Here is a 20294-nt window from a genome sequence, read left to right on the forward strand (position 1 = left end):
ACCTTTCATCCCGTCGCACTATTCCCAATATGCACTGTGCACACTTTGTACCAAGATAATATCAAGATAATACATATTTTGTCAATATGTTTTAATGTGATAAAAGAGTAATTAAAAAAATAAGAATTATAAAATAAAGTTATTTTATAATTCAAATGAGGTTTCGTCTTTATTAAACAATTCTTTTAGAGTTGTTCTTATTTTTTCGTAGTCTTTTTCAAGTAGAGCATTGTATATTTCAAGATGGAGATTGTAGTGAATATCCATATAGACTTTTTTGTTATAAGATGTGGCAAGTATCAAGATAGAAAACAAGTTGTCAAAAGTCTTTAACAAAAATTTATTGTCAGCAGCCAAGACTATATTTCTGTTGAATTCAACATAAGTTTTGATAAATTCAAAGTTGATAGTAGCATCTTTAGATTTTAACTCTTTTTGATTTTCAAGAGAGATTTTTTCAAGCTCAATTAGATCCTCAATTTTATCTTCAGCTACCACAATGTCAAGAGCAGCTAATATATTCACCAACACAGCATGGTTTAGTTGTAAAATTTCTTTTGCGCCGAGGTTTATAACAGAGTATTTACCACCTAAAAATTCAACAAGCCCCTCAGACTCTAAATAGCTTAGAGACTCTCTAATGGGAGTATTGCTTATGTTAAGCTCTTCGCTCAGCCTAGATATTTTTAAACTTTCGCCAAGTTTGTAGTGTCTTGATAAGATTCTATCTTTTATTAAATTGTAGGTTTGTTCCTTTAGATTAACTTTTTTAATTTCCAATGCATACCTCCACAAAATGATTATAAACCATAGTATAAATAAAGTAAAAAATTTTAAAACTGATAATCAAACAATACGTATTTAATTTGATATAATGTAATTTAATAGATAAATTCCAACTTAGCATGATTTGATTGAGGAGGGAATATGGGAGATAGAGAAGACAAAAATATAAACAATTTCTTTTTAAATCCAGAAGAGCTTGGAAAACTTGTAAACACGCTGAAGAATAGTTTCGGAAATTCAGTAAGAGAAGTTGTTGGAATGATAAATAATGAAAACGTCCACGATAGAAAGATAATACCGACTAAGGATAAGAGAATAGTAGTTCAAAATCCAAGGGAGATAAAGGATTCAAAGAGCAAAGCTGCCAGCACAAAAGTTATGTCTTTTGGAGCGTTTGTAATAGGTGCAATAGTTGCATTTGAAGGAATAATGGATGTGGATCTTGAGACAGTGGTTGTGGGGGCTGCATTTTTTGCCGGAGCATTCTTTTTAATGAAAGAACACAAGAAACAAAAAGTCATTTCAACCATAATGGAAAGGTACAATAAATATCTAAGAGCATTTGGCAACGGGACGATTTGCAATTTAAAGGAGCTCGCAATATTTGCAAATGTAGATGAAGATACTGTCTTGGAAGATTTGTCATACTATATACAAAAAGACTATTTAAAAGAGACGAGAATAGTGGACGGGGCAGTCATTTTAAATAACCAGACATACGAAGAATACAGAAGAATACCTAAGCCGGAAGAGAAGATAGAGAAATTGGTAGATAATAACTACTTAAATAAGCTTTTAAATTATCATAATTCAATAGATGAGCCAGTGAAGTCTGATGTTAAAGAACTATTGTTAATAGTTGAAAAAATATATTCAAATGCTAAAGCGAATCCACAAGAAATGGAGAAGTTTGAAAAGTTTAAAGAATACTATCTTCCATCAGTTGTAAAATTACTCGGAGAGTATGAAAAAATACAGAGTTTGGATATTCATTCACCAAAGATATTGGAACTTAAAAAGGATATAGAGAGCTCAATAAAAATAATAAACGAAGCATTTAAAAACTTGTTAGAAGATATGTATGAGGGCAGTGTAATAGACATAAAGACCGATATATCAGTACTAAAGACGATGTTACACCAAGAAGGGTTATTAGATAGAATTTAGGAGGGTTTATGGATAACTTTGAACTTACATTAGAGCCAAATGAACCAAAAAAAGAAGAGAATAGCGAAATATTAAAGAGCCAAGAATCAGATATAGTTCTCACAGAAGAAGAACAAAAGAAAGTTGAAGAATTTGCTAAAAAGATTGATATAACCAACTCAAACCAAGTGTTGAGCTATGGAAGTGGCGCTCAAAATAAGATAGCCAGCTTTTCAGAAAAGACTTTGGAATCAGTTTACACAAAGGATTTAGAAGAAGTTGGAAATCTTTTGTCAAATGTAGTGAATCAACTAAAGAGCTTTGAAATTGAAGAGGAAGAAAAAGGTCTGTTTAAATTTTTTAAGAAGAGTGCAAATAAGGTAACAGCCTTTAAAACTAAATTTACAGATGTAGAACACAATGTAAATGATGTTAAAAAAGCCCTTGAAGGACATCAAATCACTTTGATGAAAGACATAGCAAATTTGGACGAGATGTATAAATTAAACGCAGACTACTACAAGGAACTTTCGATGTATATAGTGGCAGGAAAGAAGAAGCTTGCAGATGCACAAAATATAGAACTAAGAGCATTAGAAGACAAGGCAAACGCCTCAAATTCTCCAGTAGACGCCCAACTTGTAAGAGACCATATAAACATGATAAACAGGTTTGAAAAGAAACTTCACGACCTTGAACTCACAAAGATGGTAAGTCTTCAAATGGCACCACAAATTAGAATGATACAGTCTTCAAACACAGTGATGCTTGAAAAATTACAATCCACTATTGTAAATACGATACCACTTTGGAAAAACCAAATGGTACTTGCACTTTCAGCCGGACATTCACTTGATGCGGCAAGAGCTCAAAAAGAAGTGACAGACTATACAAATGAGCTACTTAGAAAAAATGCAGAAAATATTAAGATGGCAACAGTTGAGACACAAAGAGCAACCGAAAGAGGAATTGTGGATATAGAGACAATCAAGTACACAAATGAAAAATTAATCGAAGCACTAAACGACGTAAAAACAATTCAAGCAGAAGGTAAGAAGAAGAGAGCAGAGGCAGAAAAAGCCCTTGGAGAAATAGAAATCAACCTTAAAAAGACACTTATGGATGGAAATAAAATAAATTAAAATAAGTTATTTGATTGCAAACGTAGGGTACGCAAGAGCGGAGCGAAGCCGTACCGTTTTGGAGTTTAGGCATAAAAAAGAATTTGTTTTTTTGAAATATTTATGTAGTGGTTATTAAACAGATTAATTTTGAACAACTATTTCGGCTATCGTTTGGTTAGGTCTACAACGGGCGGGCCTCATTCCATTCGTGCCGCCCCTACGGATGATTAGGAATATTATTTTGTAAATACAGATAATATCACTAATACACATTGCATTGATAATTAAAAAATGAAAATAAAGTTGTAAAAACAAGAAAACAGGGAACTTATAAAAAGATAAATCAACTGGAAAGTATAGAAATTCCGGAAGAAATTAAAAATTTATAAGATATAGAATTGTTGATATAAACAATAAAGTATACAAATGAGAAATTAATCTAAGCTCTAAACGACATAAAAACCATCCAATCAGAAGGAAGAAGAGACTCTAGGAAAAGCAGAAAATAACCTTAGAAGAATAACATGATTAAAAAATGCATATATCTTATTTAAGGAGGAAGATTATGATAGATAAAAAGACGAAGGCTTTGATTGTGATTTTATTACTTTCTACACTGGGACTTGTATTAGTGGGATTTACATTAATGGGTGATAAATACAGGACTAACACTATTGATATTGAGAGAAATTTAAAAGCTATAGGGGCAAATGAAATCAGCAGAAATGAAGGAGAAATTTATTTTTCAGAAAATCAATTATTAAATGTATTTAATTCTTTAGAAGAGGTAGAAGAGAAATTAGACTATAAATTTTTACATTCTTATATAACAGAAGGTGCTAAAGTTGCATATTCAAATAGAGACATGACACGAATTGATGTTTTTCATCCTTCAAAAGAACTTACAGATGATAACATTCTAGAGCAGATAGGTAGAAGACCAGTGACATATTATACTATGCAATTTTTAAGAGAAGGAAGTGCAAATTTTGAGCACACTTATGGTGGATACTATACTGATGAGGGAACTGTAAGCATAAAGGGAGTTTCAGCACATATTTTAGGACCAACAGCAGAAGTTCAAGCTGGATATACATTAGATTTTCAATATAACAACGTCGTTTATATAGTGGATCGAATATCATCTAAAGAAGAGGCAATTAAAATTTTTGAATCGTTTTTATCAGATAATTTATCATAACAAGTGCAACATAAATAAACTCATAGCTAATCAGCTGTGTTAATATGTAAGTGACCAAACAAAACATATTAAAAGGAGTGATTAACTATGAGCTATAACCATCTTACCATAGAAGAAAGATCTTGTATTTACCAATTTTTAAATTTAGGAATGAGTATAAGGAAAATTGCACAAGCACTTAAAAGGTCACCTAGTACAATATCTAGAGAAATTAAAAGAAATTCATCTAAGATAAAAGTTAGTAGGGGAAGTTACACTAAGTACTTTCCGATAAAGGCAAATGATAAATATATTGATAGAAGAAAAGACTGCCATAGAAAAAGTAAATTTTCTAAAGATGTTATTGATTATTTAACTGTAAAGATTAACGAACATTGGTCCCCTGAACAAATATCAAATAGAAACACAAATGAGATTCATGAATTACCATCTACATCAACGATATATAGAATGATACACGCCAAAAAGCTGCCAAAAACTAGTATGAAAAATTTGAGAAGAAAAGCTAAATTTAAAAGGCCAGCAGAAAAAAGAGGAAAATTCAATGATAAAGGTAGAACAATTAAGAAAAGACCTAAAGAGATATACAGAAGGCAAGAATTAGGCCACTGGGAAGCAGATACAGTGGAATCAGGCAGATTAGATCATAAAAGGAAAAGTAGATGTTGTTTCGTAACTTTAGCAGAAAGAAAATCTAGATATTATATAGCAATCCTAGTTGAAAATAGAAAGTCGGAAAGCGTAACACCAGCAATAATAAATGCATTAAAAGATTATCCAAAAGAATTAGTAAAAACAATAACCTTTGATAGAGGTAAAGAATTTTCAGAATTTGAGAAAATAGAAAAAGAATTAGGATGCAAAACTTATTTTTGTGATCTCTATTGTGCATGGCAAAAAGGTACAAATGAAAATAGTAACGGACTTTTGAGGGAGTTTTATCCTAAGGGTATGGATTTATCAGAAGTGAATATTGATGAATTAAATTATAACTTAAGTTTAATGAATAATAGACCTAGAAAATGTATAAAATATAAAACACCTAAAGAAGAACTTTTTGGTCTCTTACCATAGGTGTTGCATTTGATTTGACAATTCGTCATCAGAAATATAAGCATCTAAGATGAATCACTACAGATTGTGAAAAGAAATTTACAGAAAAAGACAATGGAATAGTCTCAGAAAGTGGTTTTAGTTTAGATAAGAGCGGTGAATATGATTTAATTAGACTTGACTTTGAGAATGGTTGTATTGAGCATTCAAATTTCAAATAAATTAAAAATTAGTTTCAAATTGGCTAAGATATTTGAAATTTTGTAGGGTACGCAAGAGCGGAGCGAAGCCGTACCGTTTTGGAGTTTAAGTATTGAAAAGAATTTGTTTTTGAAATATTTATGTAATGGTTGTTAAACAGATTAATGTTTTAATCATTATTTTGGCTATCGTTTGGTTAGGTTTACACGGGCGGGCCTCATTCTATTCGTGCCGCCCCTACGGATGATTAGGAATATTATTTTGTAAATACAGATAATATCACCAACACACATTGCATTGATAATAAAAAATGAAAATAAAGTTGTAAAAACAAGAAGACAGGGAACTTATAAAAAGATAAATCAACTGGAAAGTATAGAAATTCCGGAAGAAATTAAAAATTTATAAGATGTAGAGACGATTGATTATATAAATTAAAATTTAATCGTTTAAGCAACCTAGTTTTTGAAATTTTGTAGGGTACGCAAGAGCGGAGCGAAGCCGTACCGTTTTGGAGTTTAAGTATTGAAAAGAATTTGTTTTTGAAATATTTATGTAATGGTTGTTAAACAGATTAATGTTTTAATCATTATTTTGGCTATCGTTTGGTTAGGTTTACACGGGCGGGCCTCATTCCATTCGTGCCGCCCCTACGGATGATAGTAATATTATTTTGTAAACACAAACAATATCACCAACACACATTGCATTGATAATATAAAATAAAAGGTAGTATAACAGAATGATTTTTAATCATTTTGCAACACTATCTTTTATTTATAACTAGGAGGAAAAAATGAGAAATAAGAAATTTTTAAAAATCATGTTGCTCACTATTATAGTTATGCTTTTAATGTCGTGTTCAAAACAAAAAGATACTGAAATAAAACAAGAAAATCTTTATAAGACAAATAATAAAATTGAAAATTTAAGTGATTATGCATTTGTAAATTATCAAAACAATTCTTTTATTGGAAAAAAATTAAAAGATGATAGAGAATTATATTTTTTAAAACTTGTAGATAATAATTTAGAAGTTGTGTCAAAGAGAAGAGAGCCTCAATACATAGATTATTATGGGAAGTATAAGGATAATAATATTATGGTTTATACAGAAGGAGACGTATTAAATATATATACTGTTGATGATTTCGGGAATGAACAGACCAAAGTAATTGATTCGATAAATTCTGTAGCAACATATGACATGGATGACTACATAGTTGTAAACTATAATTATTTAAAAAATAATGAAATGATTGATGTAATTGGTTTAATAAGTAAAGCTGATTTAGAATACTTTAAGATAAAAGAAGAAAAGAGTATTTCTGGTGATGGTAGTATTTACAATTTATCTGGAAATGTATTTTCTGGAGTAACTGCGGTAAATGGTAGAGTATATTTTCAAATTTTAAAGCTAAAAAACGAAAGCCTAGTTGATAATGATGCAGATGTTGTAGGTTCTTTTGTATATGATACAAAAAGTAAAAAGGAAGAAAAAATTGATTTGTCAAAAAGGGTAAATTCATTTTTAGTATTCAAAGATATGTTAATTTATAATGAGTATTTAAAAGATAAGCCGTCTGAACAGGGTTCATATATAAAAATAGGAGATAAAATTAAACCAATAACTTTAGGAGATAGTGCAAATTACTTCTATGAAATCAATGAAAAAGAAGATAGATTACTTATAACGTCTCAAAGAGCTATATATTGTATTAGAAAAAATGGAAGTGTAGAGTATATTGAAAAGAAATTTACAGAAAAAGACAATGGAATAGTCTCAGAAAGTGGTTTTATTTTAGATAAGAGCGGTGAATATGATTTAATTAGACTGGACTTTGAGAATGGTTGTATTGAGTATTCAAATTTCAAATAAATTAAAAATCAGTTTCCAATTGGCTAAGATATTTGAAATTTTGTAGGGTACGCAAGAGCGGAGCGAAGCCGTACCGTTTTGGAGTTTAGGCATGAAAAAGAATTTGTTTTTGAAATATTTATGTAGTGGTTGTTAAACAGATTAATGTTTTAATCATTATTTTGGATATCGTTTGGCTTGGGCTACACGGGCGGGCCTATCGTGCCGCCCCTACGATTTTATATTGATTTTACAACAATAGTATTTGTTCGTTTTTGGTTATTTAAGCGGTTGTTCTCATTCCATTCGCCACACAGATATTATGAAAATAAGGAGGTTGTTATGAAAAGATATTTAATAGTTCCGTTAATTGTTGTTATGTTATTGATAGGTTGTTCGCAAAACACAAAGAATAATTCTGATACAACTTTAGAAGCTACGAATAAAAAAGAAATATTTTCCAAACTGTTAAGAGAAAAAGATTTAATGAGCTATGTTGTCAAGACTCATAGCGAAGTAACATTCAATGCTCAATCTGATGAGGAAAAAGAAATAACTGTTTCAAATGGAATTGTTGAAGTGATAAAAGAACCTAACCTTTATCATGCGAAATGGGAAGAGACGAATGAAAATGCAAAAAATGAAAGTGAAGAGTACATAATAGGCAAAGAGAGATTTTATAGGGACAATAAAAATGAATGGAGCAAGCAGTTAATAGAGGATACAAAAAGTGAAGGGGAAACTACTTTTGTTCCTAAAACAAAAATTGATTCAAGTGATATTTTAGATAAACTTGAAGATTTTTATGAAATAACAGAGTCAAAGGGAACTTATATATTAAAGCTTGAGTCCAATTCAAATAATATCATTGAAATAAAGAATATTCTTTTTGGAAAAGCAGAAGGAAATTCATTTTTAGGAGATCTTAAATCATTAAAAGCTGAATTTTATTTTGAGAAAGACACATATAATCCTGTTTCGTTTGATTGGGAAATTAGTTTATTAAATAAGGAAAATGAAGTTACAGAAACAAGAAAACAGGGAACTTATGAAAAGGTAAATCAACTGGAAAGCATAGAAATTCCGGAAGAAATTAAAAATTTATAAGAGATCGATTATACAAATGAAAAATTAATCGAAGCTCTAAATAACGTAAAAATCATCCAATCAGAAGGCAAGAAGAGAATCTAGGAAAAGTAGAAAATAACATTAAAAATATATTTATGGATGGAATGAAATTAATTATCTAAGAATATCTACTGGAGAAATCTGGTAGGTATTTTTTAGAGTAAAAAGATAAAAGAAAAAATTTAATGATTAAAACAAGGTAACGATTTAAACGTATATTTATAAATAAAATTTATTATAAATAATATTTTATAATAGTTAACATAATTAGTTTTATTGTGTATTTATAAGGAAGAGGAGAAGGTAATAATTGGCATATGTATCCAATATATAAGTAACTATATTGTTATTTTTATTAGGAACAACAACAATATAAATAAAAGTTGATTTTTTGTGAGTGAATGATAGAATATGATTAAAAACAAAGGAAAATGAATTCCTAATTTGGTATGTAGTTAATATGGAGGTGTTTTATGAAAGTTTTTAGTAGATTAAAGTATATTTTTGTTGTATCTATGGCTGTGTTTATTATTGGAAGTTCTTGTATATATGCCAAGGCAAATAAGAATAAGCAAATGGAAATAGAATTAGAAAAATATATGGTTGAATCAAATGATGGGAAGAGATATTTTGATATAGATAAAGCTAAAAGTGAAAAAGCATCAGATGATATATTAGAGATGGGAAATCTAATAAATTCAATGGCTAAAGATTGGTATAATAAAGACTCAAAAAGAATAAACTCGATAGATATAAAGAAATATCCAATAAGAGAAATATTTGAAAATTTAGGATATAAAGTTATTTGGAGAAACGATAGTAGAGAAATAGAATTATATTTTAAAGAAGAGTTGAAATATAAATTTTATGAAAATAAATTTAATACTCAATATAAAATAGTGGATAATGTAGCTTACACAAGTATAGAAATTCTAGATGCCCTAGATTTAGATATGAATGAAAAAGTAAAAAACAAAATAATTTTTGTGAATAAAGAAAGGTTAGTTCCAAATTTCGCCTATATAAAAGATGGAAAGTTTAAAGAGGTAGATGGAGATTATATAATTATTTTCTGGGCTGACTGGTGTTCTAAATGTGGAAGTGTAACAAAAGCTTTGGAAAATCAAAATTTAAAAAATCAAAAAATAGTTTTAGTAAATTTAGGAAAAGAAGAGTTTTTCAATAAATACTTTTTAAGTTTAAATGATTCGGAAGAAACTTTATTTAAATCTTTTAAAGGAGAGTATGTGCCAACATTATTTAAAATTGAAAAGGGTGTGATAAAAGAAAAAATCATAGGTGGAAACGACGTTGTTAAGTTTATTAAAGGTATTTAGGAGGTAATATGAAGAAAAGTATATCGAAGAAAGCCATTGTCTATATTGCATTATTTATAATGATGGTTGCTTTAGGATTTAATAAAGCTTATGCTAAGTACTATAACAGTGATGAAAAAATTATGATGGATGTTTCAAAGTACATGGTAGAAGAAAACGGAGAAAGGTACTTTGACTTAGAAAAGGCTAAAAAAGATAATGTTAGAGATGAAGTAATAGATTTAGGTAACTTAGTAAATGATTTGGCTAGCGAGTGGGGATTTAGACAAGATAGAGAGGTTAAATTCAGAAGTTTATTTCCTATAGGTTCTTACGGAAATTTTTGTGGAAAAGGGAATAATGGATGGGATAAGTATCCTATAGATGATTTAGATGCTGCTTGCAAAGGGCATGATAAATGCTTTGTTTGGGGAGGCGATAATACAGCATGTAATACTCAATTTTGTAAAGAATTAGACTGGGTTATAAAGTTTGCTCAAGATGGTTCTAGAAAAAAAGCATATGCTATGGCTGCAAAAGTATTGTTCGGATGTTCAAAGTATGGATATTAATTATATGAGGGATAATATGAAAACTGGTAAAAATTTTATTTTTTCAATGGTAGCGTTAATGTTAATAGTAGTTTTAAACACTAGTGTTTATGCATACGAGAAAGAAAGTGTAGTTGTCAGTTCAAAAGTTTTACAAGATGATTCCAAGGCTTATATCAGACAGGATACTTTAAGTAGTGGGGAAGTGGTAGAGTCAGGAGTAATAGTTATAAAAACTAAACCTATAATTTCTACGTTTAGTTATGGTGGAGGACACTGGGATTCTGGAACATGTTATAGCAATGTTACAGGGGTAAAAGTATATAAGGATTTTGGGGGAAAAAGAATAAGTTTTATTGCAGATGTAAGTTTGGTAGATCCTAATTGTACACCTAAGTCAAGCAGAATTAATAATGCTTATGATGTTAGTTTAAATGGAATGACTAGGAATGGTAGAATATCTGATGCTAAATATAGAGAAGATTATTATGGACCTGGCTATGCAACAGGTACATATTAAGGATATTCAGTAACTTTATATGTGGGAAATGGAAGAATGTGGACAGATTAAAATAATAAATTATTAAATCTATTAACCTGTTAGTGGGAAATCTCCCCCACTGACAGGTTTCTTTTTTGTTGTCAAGTATTTATTTCTGTTATATGATATAAAGTTAGTGGGGTGTATGATGTTAACAGATACTATAGCTGCTATTTCAACTGCTACGGGGCAAGCCGGAATAGGTATTGTCAGAATGAGCGGTGATGAAGCAATTCAAATAGCGGATAAATTTTTTAGACCTATTTCTAAAAAGACAATTGAAGACAGTAAGAACAGAACTATGATGTACGGACACATCTATGATGATGAGAAGTTAGTAGATGAAGTCTTAGTATGTAAGATGCAAGGCCCTCATAGCTACACTCGTGAAGATATAGTAGAAATATATTGCCACGGTGGTATAGTTTCTGTGAGAAAAATTTTAAATTTATTGTTATCTGCGGGAGCGAGACTTGCCGATAGAGGGGAGTTCACAAAGAGAGCTTTCTTAAACGGAAGACTTGATTTATCTCAAGCAGAGGCTGTAATAGATGTAATAAATTCTAAGAGTGAAATCTCTTATGATATGAGTATAAAGCAACTTGAGGGGAACTTGAGTGGCGCCATAAAATCTATGAAGGAAAAGATAATGAGAATGACAGCTCTTATAGTTGCAAACATTGATTTTCCTGAAGATGAAATAGATATGGCAAATTATAGAAGACTTGAAGCAGAGGCAATAGATGTTATAGGTGATATTGATGGATTGCTTGCAAATTCAAACAGAGGACGTCTTATAAGAGATGGAATCAACACCGTAATTTTAGGAAAGCCAAATGTTGGAAAGTCATCTTTATTAAATGCCATGTTAAAAGATGAAAGGGCGATAGTTACTGACATTCCGGGAACCACAAGGGATACAATCACAGACTATGTAAATTTAGATGGAGTGCTTTTAAAGATAACTGACACTGCAGGTATTCGTGAAACGGATGATGCGGTTGAAAAAATTGGAGTGGATCGTGCTAAGAAGAGCATAGAAGAGAGCGACTTGATAATAGCTATTTTTGATTTATCGAGAGAGCTTGAAAACGACGACTATGAGATTTTAAAATTAGTGGACAAGAGAAAGCACGTAATTCTGCTAAATAAAATAGACTTGGACAGAAAGGTTTCAGAAGGGGAATTAAAAGATTTCCTTGGGGATAGAGAGGCGATTGAGGTTTCTGTTGAAAGAGACGGAGCCAAGGCGCTTGAAGACAAAGTAGTAGAGATGTTCTTTGACGGAGAGATAAAGGAAACATCGGATATATATGTAAATAATGTACGTCATATAGAGTCTTTAAAAGCAGCTAAAAAATCTATGGAAGATGCTTTAAATGCCGTTAGAGGCGAGGTATTTATGGATTTGATTGAGGTTGATTTAGAAGATGCCATTTCAAATCTATCTAATATTACAGGAGAGACTACTACAGAAGATGTACTTGATGTAGTATTTAGTGAATTCTGTATTGGAAAGTAGGTATTATGGAAAAAGTTAAAAGATATGAAGCTGGAAGCTATGATGTTGTAGTCATAGGTGGAGGACACGCTGGCTGTGAGGCTGCGCTTGCTTCCGCAAGAATTGGTAAGAACACATTGATGTTGGTATTAAACTTAGATTCAATTGCGGCTATGAGTTGTAATCCAAACGTCGGTGGAACAGGTAAAGGGCACTTAGTAAGGGAAGTCGATGCACTTGGCGGACAAATGGCTAAGGTGATTGACGCAACTTATATACAGTCAAGAATGCTAAACACATCAAAGGGGCCGGCTGTTCACTCTCTAAGGGCACAAGCGGACAAGAGAGCTTACCACGATGAGATGAAGAGAGTCATCGAAAATCAAGAAAATTTAAGAGTAAAAGAGAATGAAGCTGTAGAACTTTTAATTGAAGATGGAAAAGTGACAGGGGTTGTCACTCATACAGGTGCAATTTACAGAACAAAGGCAATTGTTGTTGCAACGGGAACTTATCTTCACGGAAGAATCCACATTGGAGAGCTAAACTACGCATCGGGCCCTCAAGGGTTTAAGCCGGCAAACGAACTTACAGCGTCTCTAGAGCAAAATGGTCTTGAAATCATAAGATTGAAAACCGGAACTCCTGCAAGAGTTAACAAAAGAAGTATAGATTTTTCAAATATGCAAGTGCAAAGAGGAGATGCAAAAGTTGTACCTTTCTCTTTTGAAAATTTTGGAAAAGATTTTAGCAAAAAGCAAGAGGATTGCTATTTGACTTATACTACAGAGAGATGTCACGAGATAATCAGAGAGAATATAGGACGTTCTGCGCTATCTCTTGGGAATATAGAAGGTGTTGGGCCAAGATATTGTCCTTCAATAGAAGACAAGGTAACAAGATTTTCAGACAAGCCATCTCACCAAGTGTTTATAGAGCCGGAAGGCTTAACCACTGATGAAATGTATGTTCAAGGGGTGTCATCATCACTACCTGAAGATGTGCAAATCGAATTTTACAAAGAGATTTTGGGCTTAGAAAACTGCGAAATAATGAGACCGGCTTATGCGATAGAATATGATGCCATAAATGCAATGGCGCTAAAGAGATCTCTTGAGCACATGGAGATAGAGGGGCTATTCTTTGCAGGTCAGATAAACGGCTCTTCTGGATATGAAGAGGCGGCAGCACAAGGTATAGTTGCGGGAATAAATGCAGCGTTAAAAGTCTCTGGAAGAGAACCTATGATTTTGGATAGGTCAGAGGCATATATAGGGGTTCTAATAGACGATATAGTTACAAAAGGTACTAGAGAGCCTTACAGAATGATGACTGCAAGAGCTGAATACAGACTGACGCTAAGACAGGACAATGCTGATTTAAGACTTACTCCAAGAGGATATGAAGTTGGACTTATCAAGGAAGACAGATACCAAAGATTCTTGGTTCGTAAAGAAGCCATAGAAAAGGAACTTGTCAGAATAGAAAATATAAAGTTAAATCCAAATGAAGAAAACAATAGAAAAGTTCAAGAATTGGGTTCAACTCCTCTTATAAACACAGTATCTTTAAAGGAATTGTTGAGAAGACCTGAATTAGACTATAAAAAACTGGCAATATTTGATCCTGAAAGACCTGAATTGACAGAAGATATAACAGAACAAGTTGAAATAGAAACTAAGTATGAGGGATATATAACTAAGCAACAACAACAAATCAACCAATTTAAGAAATTGGAGAGCAAAAAACTTGAAAAAGACTTCGACTATTCACAAATTAGCGGTTTGAGACTTGAAGCAGTGGAAAAACTTGGCAGAATAAAGCCTGAATCAATCGGACAAGCTTCAAGAATCACTGGAGTTTCTCCAGCGGATATAAATGTGTTGTTGATTCATTTAGAACTTAGGAGAAGAGATGCTGAAAGAAAGACTAATTGAGTTTAATCTCGATTCATCAAGAGTTGAGCAGCTTGAAAAATATAAAGAGATGCTCTTGGAAAAAAACAAGGTTATGAATTTAACTGCCATTACAGAATCTGACGAGGTGGATGTAAAACACTTTTTGGATTCACTGTCTATTGCAAAGACAGACTATTTAAAAGGCAACAAGACCTTGTTAGACGTTGGAACAGGAGCTGGGTTCCCAGGACTGGCATTAAAGATATACAATCCTGAAGTTAAGGTTACACTTCTTGATTCACTAAACAAGAGAATAGTCTTTTTAAGAGAAGTTATAGAAGAACTTGGGTTAGAAGAGATAGATGCCATTCATGCAAGAGCTGAAGAAGCTGCAAGAGGAGATTTAAGAGAATCATTTGACATTGTAACTTCAAGAGCAGTTGCAAATATGAGAACGCTACTTGAATATGATTTACCATTTGTGAAAGTGGGAGGGTATTTAATATGTATGAAGGGCCCTGAACACAAAGAAGAATTGAAAGAAGCTAAAAAGGCCATTTCAATCTTAGGTGGAAAGTTAAAAGAGATTATCGAGGTTGAGTTGCCTGGAGATATAACTCACTATTTAGTGATTATAGAAAAGATAAAATCAACAAGCAATAAATATCCAAGAGCTGGTGGGAAACCAAAGTCACAACCAATTTAAAAGTTTAAGCACTGAGAGATCAGTGCTTTTTGTGTGCAGAAAATTTTAAAACGTGTAAGGTATAAAATTGAAAACAAAAATGCTCCACGTGGAGCATTTACGCTTCAAAGTATTGGAAACACTGGGTTTGAAATTTAAAAACTAAAAAAATATTTTGATTTCAAATTACAATTTGAAAAACATTAAAAGAGTTATAAATTAGTGGAGCAAAAAATATAAAACTAAAAATAATTTTAAAATGCTCCACGTGGAGCATTTCTACTCCAAACCATTGCAAATACTGTGTTTATAAAAATAAAAATAAATTCAACAAGAGATTTATAAAAGTTAATCACTTGAAAAGTTTTTAAAGGACTATATAATTAATTATAGGAAATAAATTTTTAATGAATTTCCAAAATGAATTGTAAGATTTTGAAATTATGGAGGTAATATGGCTAAGGTCATAAGTGTTTTTAATCAAAAAGGTGGAGTTGGAAAGACAACTACAGTAATAAATCTTTCCGCTGCAATAGCAAGAAAAAAGAATAAGGTATTAGTTATAGATGTTGATCCTCAAGCTAATGCCACTTCAGGTTTAGGACTTGGAGGACATGAAGGGAAAAACATATATGATCTTCTTGATTCAGGAGAGGTTGAAATTCTTCATTCTCAAACAAAAGGGTTGGATTTAATAGCTTCAAGCCCTGATTTAGCAGGTGTGGAGCTGGAAATATCAAAAAGAGATAATTGGCAATATATTTTAAAGGTAACTCTTGAGAAAATAAAAGAAGATTACGACTATATCTTTATAGATTCTCCACCTTCACTGGGCGTTCTTTCCATGATTTCGTTGGTAGCATCAGACTCTATATTTATCCCTGTTCAAAGTGAATACTATGCTTTAGAGGGCGTTGGTCAACTTATGAATACAATATCTATGGTAAAGGATAATTTTAATCCTGATTTGACTATAGAGGGCGTAGTAATGTGCATGTATGACAGCAGAACCAAACTTTCTACACAGGTAAAAGATGAAGTTAAAAAATATTTCAAGGGAAAAGTGTATAACACTACAATACCAAGAAATATAAGGTTAGCAGAGGCTCCAAGTTTTGGAACACATATATTTGACTATGACAACTTATCTAAGGGTGCGTGGTCATATAGAAAATTAGCTAAAGAGTTTTTAAATAATCAGGAGTAGTATAGATGAAAAAAGGTGGATTAGGTAGAGGGTTAAATAATTTCTTAAAAGATACTGATGAAGTAGCTAAGATTTTGAATGAAGAACCAAGTGGAATTACTAAGATAGAAATTAGTAAGATTAAACCAAATGAAAAGCAAGCAAGAAAATTATTTAATGAAGAAAAACTTAAAGAACTTTCAGAATCAATAGCAGAATTTGGTGTAATTCAGCCTTTAATTTTAAAACAAATTGGAGAAGAATATCAAATTATTGCGGGGGAACGTAGATATAGAGCGGCTAAAATGGCAGCTTTAGAGGAAGTTCCGGCGATTATAAAGAATATATCAGAAGAAGAAGCTGATAAGATATCTTTAATTGAAAATGTTCAAAGAGTGGATTTAAATCCTATTGAAGAAGCTTTGGGTTATAAATCAGTAATGAAAGAATATGGAATAACTCAAGAAGAACTTTCTGATGCTATAGGCAAGAGTAGACAGTATATAGGAAACACTGTCAGACTATTAAAGCTTGAGCCAAGGGTAATAGAGTTTTTGCAAAAAGGCCTACTTACCACATCTCATGGCAAGCTTTTACTTGGAATAAAGGACCCAAAACAACAGTATAGAGAGGCCAAGAGAATAGTTAAGCTTGGAAATACTGTAAAAGAAACCACATTGTTATTTTCTAAACCGGTAGAAAAAACTAAAAATATATTTTTAGACAATGCCAGAAGAGATTTAGAAGATGCATTGGGGACAAAAGTTGAATTTAAAGGCAAGGGAAAAAATAAGAAGATAGTTATAGAGTATTATTCAGAAGAAGATCTTGAAAGAATCTGTGAGAGAATACTCGGAAGTGAGGAAGAATGAGATATTTAAACATGTATCTTGTCAATGCATTTACAGACAGAACATTTGATGGAAATCCTACAGCGGTTGTAGTTGGCTCAAATAGTCTAAATGATGATGAAATGCAGAAGATAGCAAGAGATTTGAGAATGTCAGAAACTGTCTTTATAGATAAGCTTGATGTAGGAGTATACAAGACAAGATTTTTTACACCTCACGAAGAAATATCTTTGTGCGGACACGCAACTATAGCCACATTCTATGCGCTATGTAAGCACAATTACATATAGCCTATAGAAGAAGGCATACAAGAGGTTGTACAACATACAAAATCAGGCAAAGTATATGTAGATTTAGAATATAAAGATGGGAAAATCCAAAATGTGTATATGTTGTTGGACGGAGTTATCAACAATAGGATAACTTCTGAAAAACAAATAGCTTATGCACTGGGGATAACTGAAAATGAGTTTGGCATTGGGGATAAGTATTATCCACCTGAAAAAGTTAAAACAGGACTACAAGATATAGTGGTGCCTATAAAGGATATAGAAACTTTTTATTCGATAAATCCGAGTTATGAAGAAATTTTGAAGATATCTGAAGTTGACGAAGCTGTAAGTTTAGAGATTTTCACAGTGGTAGATGGCAACAAAATAGTTCAAAGAACTTTTTCTCCAAGCATAGGAATAGCTGAAGAAGCAGGTTCAGCCACTTCAACAGCGGCAAATCTTCTATATCTAAGTAAAAAGACAGATTTAAACATAAAGGATATAAAATCAACTCAAGGAGCTTGTCTGAATAGAGAATCTAAATTGAGTGCAGAGATGGTAGATGAAGACAGAGTAAGAGTTGGAGGAAAGGCATTTGTATTTATGGAGGGAGTCCTTCATATATAGAAAGGGATAGGATGTCTAGAAGAAATAAGAAAAATAGTAACAAAAAAGTTAGCCAGATGCTTATAGTGGCATTTTTCCTAGGATTGCTCTTGATTTCGTACAATGTTTTGGCTGAGAGAAACAAAGTTATCCATATAGAATTGGGAAAGACATCGTATATTGAGCTGCTTAAGTATGAAGATTCAAGCATGAAGACCATAAATGACAGGATTATACTTAGGGATATACTGCTAAGGATAAATGATTTAGGCGCTAAAGAAATTGATATGACCACAAGTCCGGTTAGCGAAAAATTTATCAATGTATACGATAAAAATTATAAGAAGACAATGCTTATAAAGTCTGGAAAGTACATGAAGGTAGAAAACAAATGGTACCTTTTAGACGAGAGAAGCGCAAATAGTTTTGATAAAATTTTTGATAAATATAATTAAAAGTCCCTTGAAAAAGGGATTTTTTTATGATGTTTGAAAGTAAAAAAAAGGGTATAGTGCATATAAATAATGATACAATGAATAGACTCATTAGATTGAATTGCTTGTAGGGGCGGCAAGAGCAAAGCGAAGCCACCCGTTAAAATGTATGTGTAAACGTAAATTAAGGGAGGGATATACATAATGAAAAATCTATTAATTCAAACACCACTTAATAGTTTTCTTTTAGTATATAGTTTGATTACTTTGAGTTCAGCTGTAAAGTCATATAGAGAAAATAAAAATAAATACGTTTTTTTCAATTTATTTTTAGCAGTTGGTATTAAATATATACTGGTAATTTTAGCATTAATGAGCATGTCGCTACATATAGATTTTAAACCTATTACATTCACTTATAATTTGGGACAAACAAGTTTTTTAAAAGCTATTACGTTTGTGGATTTGATATGTTTTATAGGTGGAATAATAGCTTATAGAAAGAAGAGTTACAAAACACTACTTATTTTAGTGTTTATTGCAGTATTATTTCAATATTTGGGGTTAGTTTTATAGAGATAATTTATCATAACAAGTGCAACATAAATAAACTCATAGCTAATCAGCTGTGTTAATATGTAAGTGACCAAACAAAACATATTAAAAGGAGTGATTAACTATGAGCTATAACCATCTTACCATAGAAGAAAGATCTTGTATTTACCAATTTTTAAATTTAGGAATGAGTATAAGGAAAATTGCACAAGCACTTAAAAGGTCACCTAGTACAATATCTAGAGAAATTAAAAGAAATTCATCTAAGATAAAAGTTAGTAGGGGAAGTTACACTAAGTACTTTCCGATAAAGGCAAATGATAAATATATTGATAGAAGAAAAGACTGCCATAGAAAAAGTAAATTTTCTAAAGATGTTATTGATTATTTAACTGTAAAGATTAACGAACATTGGTCCCCTGAACAAATATCAAATAGAAACACAAATGAGATTCATGAATTACCATCTACATCAACGATATATAGAATGATACACGCCAAAAAGCTGCCAAAAACTAGTATGAAAAATTTGAGAAGAAAAGCTAAATTTAAAAGGCCAGCAGAAAAAAGAGGAAAATTCAATGATAAAGGTAGAACAATTAAGAAAAGACCTAAAGAGATATACAGAAGGCAAGAATTAGGCCACTGGGAAGCAGATACAGTGGAATCAGGCAGATTAGATCATAAAAGGAAAAGTAGATGTTGTTTCGTAACTTTAGCAGAAAGAAAATCTAGATATTATATAGCAATCCTAGTTGAAAATAGAAAGTCGGAAAGCGTAACACCAGCAATAATAAATGCATTAAAAGATTATCCAAAAGAATTAGTAAAAACAATAACCTTTGATAGAGGTAAAGAATTTTCAGAATTTGAGAAAATAGAAAAAGAATTAGGATGCAAAACTTATTTTTGTGATCCCTATTGTGCATGGCAAAAAGGTACAAATGAAAATAGTAACGGACTTTTGAGGGAGTTTTATCCTAAGGGTATGGATTTATCAGAAGTGAATATTGATGAATTAAATTATAACTTAAGTTTAATGAATAATAGACCTAGAAAATGTATAAAATATAAAACACCTAAAGAAGAACTTTTTGGTCTCTTACCATAGGTGTTGCATTTGATTTGACAATTCGTCTAGACAAAAAGAGCAGACATTATAGAGATGTCTGCTTTTTCGTGTAGAAATCTAATATTTAATATGTTCTATAATATCTGTTGGTGTATAAATAAAAACAAATCTCAACAGATATATTTTACAATTTATCAAAAATGTGTTTAAGATAAAAAATAAGGGGTATAGCAATTATAGAAAGCGTTAACATATAATTCATAAATTGATTGTCATTTTCGCGAAATGATGGAAGATTGGTATTATTAGGCATTAAATGTATATTTATG

18 protein-coding genes and 1 pseudogene are annotated in these 20294 nt (G+C 31.4%); 18 read left to right on the forward strand and 1 reads right to left on the reverse strand.

Translation table 11 applies throughout. The annotated features are described in order from the left end of the window. Nucleotides 1-144 precede the first annotated feature (144 nt). On the reverse strand, nucleotides 145-780 hold the full coding sequence (locus B8869_RS06740; RefSeq protein WP_159445250.1) for a GntR family transcriptional regulator: 636 nt from the start codon (nucleotides 778-780) through the stop codon (nucleotides 145-147). 147 nt (nucleotides 781-927) lie between these two features. Here B8869_RS06740 and B8869_RS06745 point away from each other — a divergent pair, with 147 nt between their 5' ends. The 18 genes and pseudogenes from B8869_RS06745 to B8869_RS06830 all read left to right on the forward strand — a co-directional run bounded on the left by B8869_RS06745 (nucleotide 928) and on the right by B8869_RS06830 (nucleotide 20004). Further along, nucleotides 928-1953, forward strand: coding sequence for a 5-bromo-4-chloroindolyl phosphate hydrolysis family protein (locus B8869_RS06745; protein ID WP_084230876.1), 1026 nt, complete (start codon nucleotides 928-930; stop codon nucleotides 1951-1953). Between the two features lie 8 nt (nucleotides 1954-1961). After that, entirely contained in the window at nucleotides 1962-3074 is a 1113-nt protein-coding gene (locus tag B8869_RS06750; protein WP_084230877.1) for a toxic anion resistance protein, read from the forward strand. Between the two features lie 547 nt (nucleotides 3075-3621). Further along, nucleotides 3622-4257, forward strand: a complete 636-nt coding sequence (locus tag B8869_RS06755; RefSeq protein ID WP_084230878.1) for a hypothetical protein — start codon at nucleotides 3622-3624, stop codon at nucleotides 4255-4257. A gap of 87 nt (nucleotides 4258-4344) precedes the next feature. Then, entirely contained in the window at nucleotides 4345-5331 is a 987-nt protein-coding gene (locus B8869_RS06760; RefSeq protein WP_084230879.1) for an IS30 family transposase, read from the forward strand. Nucleotides 5332-6307: 976 nt separating this feature from the next. Beyond that, a complete protein-coding gene (locus B8869_RS06765) occupies nucleotides 6308-7390 on the forward strand; it encodes a hypothetical protein (protein WP_084230880.1) in 1083 nt (360 codons plus the stop codon). 321 nt (nucleotides 7391-7711) lie between these two features. Continuing rightward, nucleotides 7712-8476: a DUF6612 family protein gene (locus tag B8869_RS06770; RefSeq protein ID WP_084230881.1), complete on the forward strand. Its 765-nt coding sequence runs from the start codon at nucleotides 7712-7714 to the stop codon at nucleotides 8474-8476. 494 nt (nucleotides 8477-8970) lie between these two features. Beyond that, complete coding sequence (locus B8869_RS06775; protein ID WP_084230882.1) at nucleotides 8971-9834, forward strand: thioredoxin domain-containing protein; 864 nt, start codon at nucleotides 8971-8973, stop codon at nucleotides 9832-9834. An 8-nt stretch (nucleotides 9835-9842) separates the two neighbouring features. After that, nucleotides 9843-10385 carry a hypothetical protein gene (locus B8869_RS06780; protein WP_084230883.1) on the forward strand — a complete coding sequence of 181 codons (543 nt, stop codon included), beginning with the start codon at nucleotides 9843-9845 and terminating at the stop codon, nucleotides 10383-10385. 4 nt (nucleotides 10386-10389) lie between these two features. Continuing rightward, complete coding sequence (locus B8869_RS06785; protein WP_144017952.1) at nucleotides 10390-10884, forward strand: hypothetical protein; 495 nt, start codon at nucleotides 10390-10392, stop codon at nucleotides 10882-10884. Nucleotides 10885-11050: 166 nt separating this feature from the next. After that, nucleotides 11051-12427 (forward strand): tRNA uridine-5-carboxymethylaminomethyl(34) synthesis GTPase MnmE, encoded by a 1377-nt coding sequence (mnmE, locus tag B8869_RS06790; protein ID WP_084230885.1) that lies wholly within the window; start codon nucleotides 11051-11053, stop codon nucleotides 12425-12427. 5 nt (nucleotides 12428-12432) lie between these two features. After that, nucleotides 12433-14343 (forward strand): tRNA uridine-5-carboxymethylaminomethyl(34) synthesis enzyme MnmG, encoded by a 1911-nt coding sequence (gene mnmG / locus B8869_RS06795; protein WP_200805967.1) that lies wholly within the window; start codon nucleotides 12433-12435, stop codon nucleotides 14341-14343. Then, on the forward strand, nucleotides 14321-15010 hold the full coding sequence (rsmG, locus tag B8869_RS06800) for a 16S rRNA (guanine(527)-N(7))-methyltransferase RsmG (RefSeq protein WP_084230887.1): 690 nt from the start codon (nucleotides 14321-14323) through the stop codon (nucleotides 15008-15010). The genes mnmG and rsmG overlap by 23 nt, the downstream gene beginning before the upstream one ends. A gap of 433 nt (nucleotides 15011-15443) precedes the next feature. After that, nucleotides 15444-16196 (forward strand): ParA family protein, encoded by a 753-nt coding sequence (locus B8869_RS06805; RefSeq protein WP_084230888.1) that lies wholly within the window; start codon nucleotides 15444-15446, stop codon nucleotides 16194-16196. A gap of 5 nt (nucleotides 16197-16201) precedes the next feature. Then, complete coding sequence (locus B8869_RS06810; RefSeq protein WP_084230889.1) at nucleotides 16202-17047, forward strand: ParB/RepB/Spo0J family partition protein; 846 nt, start codon at nucleotides 16202-16204, stop codon at nucleotides 17045-17047. An 11-nt stretch (nucleotides 17048-17058) separates the two neighbouring features. Further along, nucleotides 17059-17925: pseudogene (locus tag B8869_RS06815) on the forward strand (PhzF family phenazine biosynthesis protein). An 11-nt stretch (nucleotides 17926-17936) separates the two neighbouring features. After that, on the forward strand, nucleotides 17937-18359 hold the full coding sequence (locus B8869_RS06820) for a hypothetical protein (protein WP_084230890.1): 423 nt from the start codon (nucleotides 17937-17939) through the stop codon (nucleotides 18357-18359). A gap of 183 nt (nucleotides 18360-18542) precedes the next feature. Continuing rightward, nucleotides 18543-18914 carry a hypothetical protein gene (locus tag B8869_RS06825; protein ID WP_084230891.1) on the forward strand — a complete coding sequence of 124 codons (372 nt, stop codon included), beginning with the start codon at nucleotides 18543-18545 and terminating at the stop codon, nucleotides 18912-18914. A gap of 103 nt (nucleotides 18915-19017) precedes the next feature. Further along, nucleotides 19018-20004, forward strand: a complete 987-nt coding sequence (locus B8869_RS06830) for an IS30 family transposase (RefSeq protein ID WP_084229742.1) — start codon at nucleotides 19018-19020, stop codon at nucleotides 20002-20004. The last annotated feature ends 290 nt before the right edge of the window (nucleotides 20005-20294 follow it).

The sequence above is a fragment of the Peptoniphilus asaccharolyticus DSM 20463 genome (genome assembly GCF_900176115.1).
GTDB lineage: Bacteria > Bacillota > Clostridia > Tissierellales > Peptoniphilaceae > Peptoniphilus > Peptoniphilus asaccharolyticus.